11 protein-coding genes are annotated in these 12134 nt (G+C 67.4%); 7 read left to right on the top strand and 4 right to left on the bottom strand.

Going from position 1 to position 12134, the window contains the following annotated elements; translation table 11 throughout:
• The first annotated feature begins 42 nt into the window (after positions 1–42).
• Positions 43–216, top strand: a complete 174-nt coding sequence (locus CBI38_RS38700; RefSeq protein WP_204165062.1) for a hypothetical protein — start codon at positions 43–45, stop codon at positions 214–216.
• Positions 213–371, top strand: coding sequence for a hypothetical protein (locus tag CBI38_RS38255; protein ID WP_162603424.1), 159 nt, complete (start codon positions 213–215; stop codon positions 369–371). Before CBI38_RS38700 ends, CBI38_RS38255 begins: the two co-directional genes overlap by 4 nt.
• Positions 372–729: 358 nt before the next feature.
• On the opposite strand, the gene CBI38_RS36565 is transcribed toward CBI38_RS38255, so the two are convergent.
• The gene (locus CBI38_RS36565; protein WP_109336275.1) at positions 730–1806 is read right to left on the bottom strand and encodes a PDDEXK nuclease domain-containing protein; all 1077 of its coding nucleotides are present in this window, start codon (positions 1804–1806) and stop codon (positions 730–732) included.
• A gap of 781 nt (positions 1807–2587) precedes the next feature.
• Entirely contained in the window at positions 2588–3532 is a 945-nt protein-coding gene (locus tag CBI38_RS36560) for a phospholipase D family protein (RefSeq protein ID WP_109336274.1), read from the bottom strand.
• A gap of 192 nt (positions 3533–3724) precedes the next feature.
• On the opposite strand from CBI38_RS36560, the gene CBI38_RS36555 reads away from it, so the two are divergent.
• From CBI38_RS36555 to CBI38_RS36545, 3 genes are read left to right on the top strand one after another with little or no spacing between them, the layout of a single operon-like run.
• Complete coding sequence (locus CBI38_RS36555; RefSeq protein ID WP_109336273.1) at positions 3725–4069, top strand: hypothetical protein; 345 nt, start codon at positions 3725–3727, stop codon at positions 4067–4069.
• Positions 4066–6042 carry a hypothetical protein gene (locus CBI38_RS36550; RefSeq protein ID WP_109336272.1) on the top strand — a complete coding sequence of 659 codons (1977 nt, stop codon included), beginning with the start codon at positions 4066–4068 and terminating at the stop codon, positions 6040–6042. The genes CBI38_RS36555 and CBI38_RS36550 overlap by 4 nt, the downstream gene beginning before the upstream one ends.
• Complete coding sequence (locus tag CBI38_RS36545; protein WP_109336271.1) at positions 6042–6839, top strand: hypothetical protein; 798 nt, start codon at positions 6042–6044, stop codon at positions 6837–6839. Before CBI38_RS36550 ends, CBI38_RS36545 begins: the two co-directional genes overlap by 1 nt.
• Positions 6840–7272: 433 nt before the next feature.
• On the opposite strand, the gene CBI38_RS36540 is transcribed toward CBI38_RS36545, so the two are convergent.
• Complete coding sequence (locus CBI38_RS36540; RefSeq protein ID WP_230990453.1) at positions 7273–7866, bottom strand: hypothetical protein; 594 nt, start codon at positions 7864–7866, stop codon at positions 7273–7275.
• Positions 7867–8635: 769 nt separating this feature from the next.
• Here CBI38_RS36540 and CBI38_RS36535 point away from each other — a divergent pair.
• Entirely contained in the window at positions 8636–8878 is a 243-nt protein-coding gene (locus tag CBI38_RS36535; RefSeq protein WP_109336270.1) for a hypothetical protein, read from the top strand.
• Positions 8879–9148: 270 nt separating this feature from the next.
• Positions 9149–9829, top strand: coding sequence for a DUF3024 domain-containing protein (locus CBI38_RS40470; protein WP_335743654.1), 681 nt, complete (start codon positions 9149–9151; stop codon positions 9827–9829).
• 724 nt (positions 9830–10553) lie between these two features.
• Here CBI38_RS40470 and CBI38_RS36525 read toward each other — a convergent pair.
• Positions 10554–11225 (bottom strand): M23 family metallopeptidase, encoded by a 672-nt coding sequence (locus tag CBI38_RS36525; RefSeq protein ID WP_109336269.1) that lies wholly within the window; start codon positions 11223–11225, stop codon positions 10554–10556.
• Between the last annotated feature and the right edge of the window lie 909 nt (positions 11226–12134).

Below are 12134 nucleotides of genomic sequence, written 5' to 3'. Positions count from 1 at the left end.
ACGGGTGGGTGCCGTCCGCGGACACGACGAAGGGTAGGGCGCATGACCACAGCCTCGATGATTCCGGCGTCTTCGATCACCACCCGTCCGGTGCGGCGGCCTGGTGCTATGAGTACCGCGGAGATCAAGTCGAGGATCGAGGCCATGTTCGCTGACGACCGCAGCCCCGCCCGCCCGCCAATCACCGCTGTCCAGCGATGGGGGATCGCCTCGTGAATGTAGTGCTTCTGCTGATGGTGCTGGCCGCGGCGTTCGCTGCCGTCCTGGCGATGCAGACCGGGGACCGGGCCGCTCGCGCTACTGACCGGCCGGTCATCGTGCGCTCCGTCGACGGTCGCCCGCCCTGGGACGAACCGCCGCCCGCGCGTTGAAACTGCGTCGGAGCACCATCAGGTCCCACCGACCGAGCTGCGTGACGACTGATGTGCGCGTCTGCCGGGTTGGCGGCGGGGCGTCCTGTGAGCCCGCGGCGCTCCGGCCGATCCGACGGACCGCATCGCACTCACGCGGATCCGCATCGCACTCACGCCACGTGCGCGCAGACGCGAGCCGGGACCCGTAACGCAGGTGCGATGTCCTGTTTCCGGGAAAGTGGACCGGGGCACTCCACCCTCTACTGACTGCCGATGCCCCTGCCGCGACGGGCGATCCGGACGCCCTAACGCTCACCTCAGGGTGTGGTTTGCGATCCGGTAAGCGGGATCCCCTATCGGAGACGAACGTCCGACATCACACACCGGATCCATCGCGTGACGATTGTTTCCGCTGGGGTTTCGTCGACTGCGGGGTGTGGTCGTCGAGCTCGAGGGCGACCGCGCGGGTGAGGGCGTCCTCGGCGGGGAGCGCGGCCTGCTCGGCGGGCGAGAGATCGTAGCGGGAGACGGCGATCGGCTGGGTGGTGCCGGCCAGTGCGTACCGGACGACGGACTCGTTCTTGTCCGCCACCAGCAGCATCCCGACCGTGGGCTGGTGCTGTGGCCGCCGTAGCCTGTCCTCGACGAGGGCGACGTAGAAGCCGAGCTGGCCGGCGTTGCGTGGATCGAATTTCGTGGTCTTGAGTTCGATGACCACGTACCGGAGTTGCTCGACGTGAAAAAAGAGCAGGTCGAGAAAATAGTCATCGCCCTCGACATCGAAGTGGACCTGGCGGCCCACGAACGCGAATCCGGGGCCGAGCTCGCGGAGGGTGTCGATGATGCGTTCGACGAGCCGATCCTCGAGCTGTCGCTCGGCGGCGTCCCCGTCGATGGCGAGGAACTCGAGCGTGAACGGATCCTTGGTGATCTGCTGAGCGAGCTCGGAATCGGTGCGCTCGAGAGCGTGCGGGAAGTTGGAGGGGGCGGCACCCTCTCGCTGGTGCAGATGGGTCTTGATCTGGTGCGCCAGCACGGGGCGACTCCAGCCATGTGCGATGTCCTTGGCGCTGTACCAGTCGCGCAACTCGGCGTCATCGAGCTTCTCGAGCAACTCGATGACATGACCCCAGGGCAATTGGCCAACGGGTCGTTGACCGATTGCATCGGGGTCGGGCCACGCCTCGGCGAACCTGCGCATGTACTTGAGGTTGGCCGGTGAGAAACCCTTCGCTCCGGGAAACTCTGTGCGCAGATCCGCGGAGAGTCGGGAGAGGACCTTGCTGCCCCACGGGGCTGTCTTCTGTCGCTCGATGATCGTCGCCCCGATCTGCCAGTAGAGCCTGAGCAGTTCGGTGTTCACTCGGCGCTGGGCGATGTAGCGCGCCTCATGCACGAGCCGCTTGATGCTCTCGAGCGTGGCGGCGTAGTCGGTAGGGACGGGGGAGGACATCGCTCGAGGCTAACGGAACCGGCTGACCCTCTGGCATCGCGGGAGGCGACCCAGGTGAAGCCGGGCTGGAGCGGCAGTGGGATCTGGGCCTCCGGCCGGGTCTGTTTGAGGATCGGTTATCGGCCCGGCCGGCGAAAAAGAAAGCACCTGCAGGTTCACGTGCACCAGTGCGTGTGATGCAGCGTGTGAACGTGCGTGTATCTACTGAGGCTGGGCTCAGCGGCGGCCGGGAACACGCACGGCGGACAAGCTGAGCGGGGCGAAGGAGTGCGGTTTGGCGGAGGTCGGAAAACGTGGTGGCAATTCTGCGCGGCCGAGCAAGCGAGGTCGAATCGCGCGTTTACGCGACGATGCCCCTGCGGTGGGCGGCGGACCCAACATGGAGTCATCCAGTGCGGGTGTGACGTCGAAACCCTTGCCCCGCAGGGGTGGAGGCGGGGCGGGCGCCAGCAGCAGCTGGTGACCACGGCCGCAGCCCGGCCGGGACGCTCGACGACGAGGATTGCCCGGGCCTACTGGGCGCCCGTCTTGTAGCTCATCGGTAGATTGATCAGCCCGGCAGCCACTTCTCGTGGCGAGGTGGGTAGGGGTGGAACCGGTCGACGGCATCGACGGAGACTGTGTTCGCCGTTGAGGGAGAAGGCGGCAGTTACACGCCAGGAATGTCGGGCACGAGAGTTCGCGGAAGAGAACGCCGACCAGTTCCGTGCAGAACTCGACGCATTTCGAGGGGTCGGGCGGTTCGGTGCTGGTGCGCAGCTTCTTTCGTGGGCGTTCCCGCTCAGAGGTCCCACAGCGTGAGCAGCGCCGTCCGGAGGCTGGGGGAGCGGACGTAGTGATCGGTCCGCAGCCGTGACCCAGGGTGCCCGAGGTCGCTGAGCGCCTTCTCGGCGTCGGTAAGGGGCACGGGTGGCAGGTCGGTGCGGGTGCGCAGGAAAAACAGCACCGCTCCACCGGACCGTGGGATCCGGATCGGATCGGAGATGACCACGGCCGGCGGGTGGATCCACTCGTCGCCGGTGGAGACGAAGACGATCACGTCACCGCGCCGAAGGGTGCCGGGTGTGTCGAGGCGGAGCGAGTCGAGCTGGTACTTCACCGCCGGCCCGCCAGCGGCGTTGTGCCGGCCCCGCTGGTTGTCGAGGACCTGTTGTTCGGTGTCGGTGGGTTCGTAATCGACGGCGTGTTTGATAAACATGCGGGTCACCGGGGTGGGCAGGAAATCAGTTTCGGTGCGAACGCGGCCGGTGACCCCGGGCAGTGGGACAGCGCGGCCGATCTCCCACTCGAGGATCGCGTCGTCGAGGAACACCTGATCGACCTCGGTGATCTCGTCGAGGCCGTCGATGAATGTGCGGACACCGGCGACGATCTCGGGGTCGTCGGTGATGACCACGGCGTCGTCGGCGAGGGTGGAGTTCTCGGACGCGTTCGCCGACCCGATCACCGCCCGGGTACTGGTAGCGATCACCTTCGCGTGCAGGGTCGGTGACGACAACACCCGCACCCCCTTGTTCAGGTAGTAGGTGAGGGCGGCGGGGGAGGTGGCGTGCGCCCGGATAGCGGCCTTGGACGCGTTGACGACCAGCAGGTCCCCGGCGCGCAGCGGAAGCAACTCAGGTGCGTCCTGGCCGAGGTAGCCGATCGCGGCGTACCGGGCTCCGCGGGTGCGGATGGCGCGGGTGATGTGCGGCCACGGGCTCGGCCCGTGGAAGGTGGTCCCCATACCGACAGACGGTAACCGGCCACCGGCCCGGGCGGGCAAGAGCTGTCAATGCCGTCGGCCGCCCAAATGTTCCGCACCCACTCTGCAAGACAGTATGCAAGCAAGTGTGCGCGCAAAGATACGCGCAACAAGGCGTGTAGTGGGTAGGATGACTCAACCGAAGGAACACGGGCGGAGACGAGTGGGGTGGGTATGGCGAAAGCAGGAAACACCGTAGGCGGCGCCCGCCGCCCGACCGGGGGCGGACGCGGCGGTGCCGCCCGGGCGGGGAAGGAAGGTTCCGGCGCGGGGGCCGTCTCGGGGTCGGGAAAGCCGAGTCCGGAGTTGACGGCGAAGCTGGAACCGCGGAAGGGGCCGACGAAAGTTCCGCTCAACACCCGGGTCTTGGCCTCGACGGAGGCCCGGTTGAACTGGCTGGTGAACCACCGCCAATCCACGGTGACCAACGTCGTGGACGTTGCCCTGCAAGAATTCTTCGACCGCTACCGCGTCCCACCGGCCGATCTCGACGGCCGGATCGCCGAGCAGGAGTCATGAGCTCCCCGTGGGAGCAAATCCCCCTCTTCACACTGCCCGACACCACCCCGACAACGTCCCCCGAATCCCCCGAATCCGCCGAAAAAGACGGTTCCCCCAACACCACCGATCAGGCGGGTGTCACCGATGAGGCGGGTGTCACCGCTGGGGCGGACCCGGAACCAGCGGTCGCCACGCACCCTGGATTGCATGAGCAGGGGAACGCTGACTGGGACGAGCAGGGGGATGCTGAGTCGGACGAGCAGGTTGACGTCGCCGAAACTCCCACGAGCCCGGAGTCTCCCGACGTGGACACCGCCGACGTGGACAGCAACGTGGCGGACGGCGTCGCGGTCGACCCGCCGGTGTGGGAGGCACTGCCGGCGGGGGAGGCCGCGGATGGGCATGCGTTGATCGTGACCGCCGCCGGGACGTACACCCCGTCGGGGCGGGAGCTGACCGGTCCGGTCGATTCCCTCGAGAAGCTGGACAAGCTGATTCGCTGGGCCTCTTTGACCCCGTTGGGGGCACCCGCGCAAATCTGGATCGTCGGGTTGGCGGCGTGTGAGCTACTCGGGTGGGTCATCGATCCGGGCAGTGAAGACGACGTCAACGACATGGAAGCGTTGCGGACCCGCGCCGCATCGGAGTTGACCGCCACCCTGCATGCCACCCTGCCACCGTTACTCGGTGCGGGGTGGGAGCTGCGCGGCGAACCCGGTCATGTGGTGCACCTGTCCCGCACGATCGGGAACTTCACCTCGATGGTCGATGTGGTGATCGAACCGTATGTGTGGACCTACTGGAACAAGGACTTCGGCTGGCACAACCGGGTCGGCGATATGGGTGTCCTCGGCTCACCCACCGCGGGAACCTATCTCCCCGACGACGACCTGTCTGCCGCGCGGGAGCTGGGCCGCCGGCTGGCCTGGTGCGCCCAGCATCTCGGGGTGCTCCCCGGTCCCACCCCGGCCCGCACCGGCGCCGCGATCATCGACAAGATCAAACGCGAACGCACCCGCAGCGGTAAGGGCATCGTCGTCACCACCCCGGGGGCGGTGCCGCCGCTCGACGGGGCGCCGCGCGGGGACCTCGAGCCCGCGGTCGGCTGGACCCGGATCCCGGAGACCAGTGACCTCGAGGGTGCGTGCCGGTTGGTGTCGATCGACCAACGCGCCGCCTATTTGGCCTCGGCCGGGATGCTCGAACTCGGTTACGGGCAACCCAAGCATCTGACCGGCGGGTCGGCGGCCGCCGCAGCATCAGGGGAGAAGGGCACCCCGTTCGGGTTGTGGCGGATCACCCTGCCCGCGGGCAACACGTTGGCGCTGCCCGAGAAGCTGCCGTTGCCGCATCCGCACATGCTTGCCGATCAGCCGGTGCAGACCTGGGTCACCACTGTCACCCTCGATGCCCTTCGGGAGCCTGTGGCGGATGGTGGGATCGGTGCCGATCTCGACGATTTGGACATCACCGAGGCGTGGGTGTATCCGCAGCAGGGGCGGGTGTTGGACAAGTGGGCGAAGATTTTGCGGGAGGCCCGCAAGACGGCGGTGGACACCGGTGATGCGGCGATGAAGGGGTTCGTCGGGTCCTGCTACAAGGGGTACATCGGGCGGATGGTGAACCCGGACATGTGGACCGCGACCCGGATGCAGCATCATCATCAGCCGTTGTGGCGGGCGTCGATCATCGCGCATTGCCGGTGGCGGGGCCGCCGCGTCGCGATGCGCATCGCCCGCGAACACCATCGTTGGCCGGTCCGCACCGTCACCGACTCCTGGGTCTACCTCCTGCCCGGTGGTGAGGACATTGCCGATCCGAGCGGCGCGCTGGGAAAGATGACGGTGGAAAAGGACGTGGTCCTCACCGACACCCTCCTGCACGCAATGGCGTCGGCGGCGGATGTGCATGAGGTGAATCTGGCGATCAAGGCCGCCTTCGCCGACCACGAGGACGCCGCCGACGACGATGACGGGGAGGGGGTGCTCTGATGGCTTTGCATCTGCCCAGGCCGCGCACCACGAAGCCGGCGCAGCAGGCGGTCGGTCTCGACGGCCTCAAGGTGTCCGTGGCGAACGCCGCCACCAGCGGTGTCGAAAAATCCAAGCAGGTCAAAACAGGGGGACTGGCCGGGCTGACCAGCAAGGTGACCGTCACACAGTTACGGAAGGAACTTGGGAACGAGGGTTTGCGTCAGGCGGCGATCGATGCCGGCCGCACCCCGCCGTCGGACCGCACGTTGCGCCGGTGGGCGCAGCAGGGCCGTATTCCGCATGCGGATGTGCTCGAGCGGGCCCAGCGGCGGGCGGCGATCGAGCGATTGGGTGGTATCGATGCCGTGGCCGTCAAGATCGGGCGGTCCCGCTCGGCGGTGTCCCGGTACCGGTCGGGGGAGACGAACGAGTTACGTGCCGACGCCAGCAAAAAACTGAAGAACGTGCGGGCAGAGGACATCATGGCCCGGGCCGGGGTGTTGCGCCCCGATGGAACACCGAAGACCGCGGTCATCCGGGTCAAGGGTGGGGTGATGGTCCGCAACGGTGCCGACGAGGGCTACGACTACCGGGTCCGGACCCTGGATTTCGCGAACTCGGACACCCCGTTCAGCCCTGACGAGTCCCGCGAACTCGCCGCCGCCCTGGCCAATGATGATCATGCCCGGGTCGTGGCCTTGCTCGAGCGGCACGCCACCCTCGACTACCCGGAGAACAAGGGCTTCGACAGGTACAGCGACCAGTTCGGATTCCACTTCGACCACATCGAATCCGTCCACATCGACTGGATCTGACAGTTCTCCACTTGCCGCGGCTGGGCGCCGGAATATTACAGGGCTGCTGGATATTTCGGGACGCTGTGTCCCTCACCTCGCTGTGGGCGTGGCCGGCCGGGACAGCGGTCTGCCACCCAGCGGGTCAACTATCACTGTCCGCCGACCGGGTTCGGATGGCGCGGGATGTGCGGCCAGGGGCTCGGCCCGTGGAATGTGCTCGGCATACCCGAATCGGGTAGCGGGGATGACCGCGGCGGCCGGTCGGCTCCGATTGACCCGGCGCACCAGCGAGGCCACCAGCTCCCTGGTGAGGTGTGGGTGACTGCTGTAGAAAAATTTGTGCAGCGTTCGCGGGTTATTCTTCGGCCGACACACGTTGACTCTGCGGAGTGCTAATGAGCGTGCTGTCAGCGAGTGCGATATCCGAGTCGGCGCGCGGGGGTAGGGGTTTTCAGGCGGTGGGCTGGCGACGAATGAAGTCGGCCATTCCCGGGACGGTGAACGCGATTCGACCGTGTTCGGGGGACCAGATTAGACCCTTTTTGATGGCGGAATCACGGACATCGCTGACCGCGGTCGTCGCCACACCCATGGCTGCGGCGACCTTCCCGGACCGGGGCGTGGGTTCCCCGGTTTCGGCGATGGCGCGCAGGTACCGGCGCTCCCGGTCAGTGGCCCGGGTCCACCGGGACGGGAAGAACCCGTCATCGAGTGCTCGACGGCCTTCCTCGACCGCGAGGTGGGCGTCCTCGATATCGAAGGGGGAGGCGGGGGCGGTGTGCCAGATCGCCTTGCCGAACTCTTGCAGGAAGTACGGGTAACCGCCGCTGGCTTCGACGACGATCTCGAGCGCGTCCGGGGTGAACGCACCCCCGTGGGCCTCGACCGGGACCCGGAGCGCGTCGGCGGCATCGGCCGGGGAGAGCGGTCCGATAGTCCGGTAGGAGGATTGCCGTTCGGCGTAGGAGCGGCTGTCGGCGAGCACCGCGGGCAGGCTGGGAAGGCCAGCCTGCAATGGTTTTGCGGTCGAGTCGGTACCCGTCACCGTCGCGGTGCCCCATTCCACCCGAACGGCTGACTTCGCCCGACACCACATCTTCTCTTCCCGGGTAAGGAGCAGGATGCGACTCGCAATGACCCACCAGCAGCAGCGGATTCCACCACGACCGACGAGCAGGTGCGCGGCGGTCCCAAGAACGCGCGATGTCCCGGATGCAGGTCGAGTCGTGCGGACACTCGCAGCTCGACGGATCCGGGCTCGATCAGCCTCAACGTCGACCGTCTCGATAAGGCTTATCGATGTTTCCTCTCGGCTGGATCCGCCCGGTGGCCGGGCTGTCGGCACGTGCTATGACGATACCGATACTCCGGCATCATCGCCCGACGGCCTGGAGTGCGGGAAAGGACTGGCGGCCCCGCGGTCGATGGAGCTGATTCCGTATGCGTTGGCATGCTGGCCAATGGCGTGCCTAGCGCGTGGGCACCTCGTAGCCCACCGACGCGCTACCCCGAGCACCTGCATATCGTTGCGGCAGCGGTAGTGGCCCAACAGCCCGGCCAACATCCGCTCGATCCCGAGACGGGTTCCCCCATAACTCCCCTACTCCTGCGGCTGCTCAAACGGTGACCGGGTCCGGCGCACAGACGCTCGCAGCGAGCGGACCCGCGGGGTGCTGGTCGTTTGTGGGTGCCGATCCGCGGGCACCCTCGACGGGGACGAGGTTTCTCCGCCGCTCGGTGAGGCATTACCCGAAGCCGCACCCCAGACGCAGAGACCACCAGCACCGATTGACCCGACGAAGGACTGAGGCACCATGGCCACCTGCGAGACCTGCGGCAACGAATACGACAAGGCCTTCACGATCACCCGCGGCGACCGATCCGCGGTGTTCGACAGTTTCGAATGCGCCGTCCAGGCGATGGCGCCGCAGTGCGACCACTGCGGGTGCCGGATCCTCGGCCACGGCGTCGAAACCGCCGACCAGATCTACTGCTGTGCGCACTGCGCTCGGGAATCCGGCCACGGCGAACTCGCCGACCGCGCTGCCGGTGGCTGAGCCAGGCGAGCGGTCCCTGACCCGACGATGCGGAGAAACACTGGTCCGACAAGCCGCCTTCCGCCCACCTTCCGCCGGTCGGTGAGCTGTGTGGGCCTGGTGAGTCGTCGCGGATTGGCGATCTGTACCTGCGTAGCCGGACCGAGAAGTGGTCCATACTTCCCGAGTTCTCGCCGGCCGCCGTTTGGGGTGCAATCGCGATCCCACCCGCGACGGGAAGCAGCGTCTCTTCTACAACGGATTAGTCGGACACCGTCGCCGTCCACCCCGGTGCACTCCCTCCGCATCCCCGACGAGGTGGCCGCGGCCCTGCGCGAGGTCACGCTGCTGGACATCGACTGCGAACGCGTCGTCTTCGGTGCCCGCGTCGAGGACGACGACATCATCCTGCCGGTCAGCGACGTCGACCTCGAGGAGCGGATCGGGTACGTGGCCGCCGACGCCAACCATGAACCGAACCGGCGCCGCCGGCGGCGCCTCGACGCCGCGTTCACGGTACTGACCGAGGCCGCCGAGAACTCGCACCGCTCAGCCCCGGCCCCGGCCCCGAGGGTCGCCGGCGGCGGGGCCGGGGATGCGTGGCCACCGCGGTCGACGTCCGCGTCCGCGGTGGCCGGTCTGCCGGAGCTGGACATCGCGCGGGTGCGGCGGTGGTGTGTGGCCCGGGTGCCCGAGCACGCCCGGCATCAGGTGCGCCTCGAATGTGAGGTCGCGGCGCGTCACCTGACCATCGTCGAGCGGTGCGCCCCGTGGTGTGCCGATATCGGGCCGGAGTGGACCAGCCTGCCGATCGCCCGGCTGCGCTACACCAAGGCCACGAAGACCTGGAGCCTGTACTGGCGGGACCGCAGTCTCCGCTTCCATGCCTACGACCGGCTGGCGCCGTCGCCGCATCTGGAGGCCCTGCTCACCGAACTCGACCGGGACCCGACCTGCATCTTCTGGGGCTGACGACCCCGCTGGGCATCCGACTGATCACTGAGCATCGATGGATGGGGTGTGTCACGCAGGTCATTGGCCTCTCCGGTCGCCATCAATCACTCGACAGTCTCGCCGTCACCGAGTTGATCGCGCGGGTCGAGGACACGGGGTTGCGTACTGGTGAGCTCGCGTAATCAAGTGTCGCGTGGTCCTCGGTCCGAATCACCGGGAACGTCGGCTGGCGCGTAGCGATCCCAGTTTTCAGGTAGCCATAGTCCAGCGGGTAGATCACGGATCGGGCCATGCTGGCGCCCCGCGTCGTCGATACTGGCTACTACGTGTCCACACAGGTCAGCGACGGTCGTTTGCAGCACTGGTGAAGCGCCGATGTTCGGCCGGGCAGCGCGGCGATTCCGTGCTCACGCAGGCGACTCTCGATGGTGTGTAGCTCCCGCCGATCACTCGTGAACAGCACCCGACAGTCTCGGTCTGGGTGCCGCGACGTCCGAAAACCGAGAGCTACGCGAGGCCCTCGCCATCGCCCTCGGTGGACAACGGGTCGCAGTCATCATCGTGAGCACCCCCGACACGCCGCGAAAAAAATGTCGGGCTGTTCGTAGAGCCAGGAGCGTGGAACCCGGGCTTTCCCGTGCGACCGCATCGAACGAAATCAGTTGTCCTGCAATGCCCATTCGGCGCAGTGCGGCGACGGCGCGGCGGCATCGTTTGGAACTGACTACCGCCAGGGCGGGTTCTAGCCGGTTCCCCAGGTGGCCGAGACGCCGCGGTCGCGCAGCCATTGGCTCGGGTTGAGTCGGTTGCCGCCTGCGTCCGAGACCTCGAAGTGCAGGTGCGGACCGGTCGACTGCCCACGGTTGCCGACGGTGGCGATCTGCTGACCCGCCGCGACCCGCTGGCCGACGTTGACGATGAACTCGTTGATGTGGCCGTAGGCGGTGACGGCGCCGTCGTCGTGGCGCACCCGCACCCACAACCCGAACCCGGAGGCCGGGCCCGCGGAGATGACCTCACCGTCGGCCGCGGACTGGATCGGGGTGCCGATCGGGGCCGCGATGTCGATGCCGCCGTGGTGCGCGCCCCAGCGGGGGCCGTAGCCGGAGGACAGCGTGCCGGATACCGGTTGCACGGTGCGGGCCTTGAGCGGAGCGGGGGTGCCTGGGTTGACCGGCCCGAGCACGCCGGGCGAGGGCGGGGCGGCCGGGATGTCGGGCAGCTCGATCGCGGGCAGCTGAACACCGGCGGGCAGTAGGCCCGGCGGGATCTCGAGCGGGCGGGCGGCCGCGGACGCGGCGCCGAACTGCGCTCCGCCGATCAGAATGGCACCGGTCGCAGCGGCGACAGTCGCAATCTTCAGGCGGCCGGTGATGGAATTTGAACGATGTGCGGTCCTGCGGTGTTTCGCCACGGTGTCTTACCTCGTCTTTGTTGGCTAGACCGCGCTCTTGAGATTCGTGGCCTCGGACCCCCGGTCGAGAAGGAAAGTAACAAAACGATATCGACTGCGCCATCGTGACCCGATCGATATACAAACATGATCTTGCTCGAATATGCCCACGTCAGGGTCTTAGGATGGCCATCACGGGCAGGTAACGACACCGGGAACACCGTCCCGGGCACCCAGTCGAGCAGCGCCGCCCCAAGGCTGAGGAAACCGGTGGTGACCTCGACGTTTGCCGGGCCGGCGAGTGGGTGCGGGGACCGGCGCGACGGCGTCCCGCGATGCGGCGAGTGTGGCTTCACGGCCCGACGCAAGCGGACACGCCACCGACTTCGTCAAATGTGACGGGAACCACGCAGTGCTGTCCCGTCCAGGGGTTACTGGTGGGCTCGCGTAATCCGCTGTCGCGGGTTGTTGGTGGTGTCCACCCCGACGGTGACCGCCCTGCGACGTAGCGGTTCCAGGTGGCTGTGACCTGGGTGGTGATCTTGGTGGTCGTGAGGTGGTGGTAGCCGAGGCCCTGGAAGATGTGGTGGGGTGGTCGGACACGTCATGCCCGGTGAGCGTCCAGCGCACCGGCACCGGCACCGGCACCGGCACCGGATCCGGGTCGGCCAGACCGCGGATCTTCGCTTCGTCTTCCCACTGGAGGGCGCACCGACTTGGCCGGCTTCTCGACGGCGTACTCGCGGTGCTGCGTCCGCGATACCACCGCCACCGGGTGGCGGGACAAGTAAAGACCACGCGGACAGGAGTCGGCCGCCCACGGTGGCGACCGCGCTGAATTCGATCCGTCCGGGGTTGCGGCGAAGAGTGCGACGCCGAGGGGGGTGGCGACGAGGGGGGTGGCGACGACCACCCGCGGCCACGAGGGCA

Origin of the sequence: Rhodococcus oxybenzonivorans (assembly GCF_003130705.1) — a bacterium.
GTDB classification, from domain to species: Bacteria; Actinomycetota; Actinomycetes; order Mycobacteriales; family Mycobacteriaceae; genus Rhodococcus_F; species Rhodococcus_F oxybenzonivorans.
This window is presented reverse-complemented; position numbering and strand designations above follow the sequence as displayed.

Bases quoted from the DNA above. Each gene is read 5' to 3' on its own strand.
- CBI38_RS36555 (WP_109336273.1), top strand. From the start codon at position 3,725: ATGGCGAAAGCAGGAAACACCGTAGGCGGCGCCCGCCGCCCGACCGGG.
- CBI38_RS36545 (WP_109336271.1), top strand. From the start codon at position 6,042: ATGGCTTTGCATCTGCCCAGGCCGCGCACCACGAAGCCGGCGCAGCAG.
- CBI38_RS36565 (WP_109336275.1), bottom strand. From the start codon at position 1,806: ATGTCCTCCCCCGTCCCTACCGACTACGCCGCCACGCTCGAGAGCATC.
- CBI38_RS36535 (WP_109336270.1), top strand. From the start codon at position 8,636: ATGGCCACCTGCGAGACCTGCGGCAACGAATACGACAAGGCCTTCACG.
- CBI38_RS38700 (WP_204165062.1), top strand. From the start codon at position 43: ATGACCACAGCCTCGATGATTCCGGCGTCTTCGATCACCACCCGTCCG.
- CBI38_RS36550 (WP_109336272.1), top strand. From the start codon at position 4,066: ATGAGCTCCCCGTGGGAGCAAATCCCCCTCTTCACACTGCCCGACACC.
- CBI38_RS36560 (WP_109336274.1), bottom strand. From the start codon at position 3,532: ATGGGGACCACCTTCCACGGGCCGAGCCCGTGGCCGCACATCACCCGC.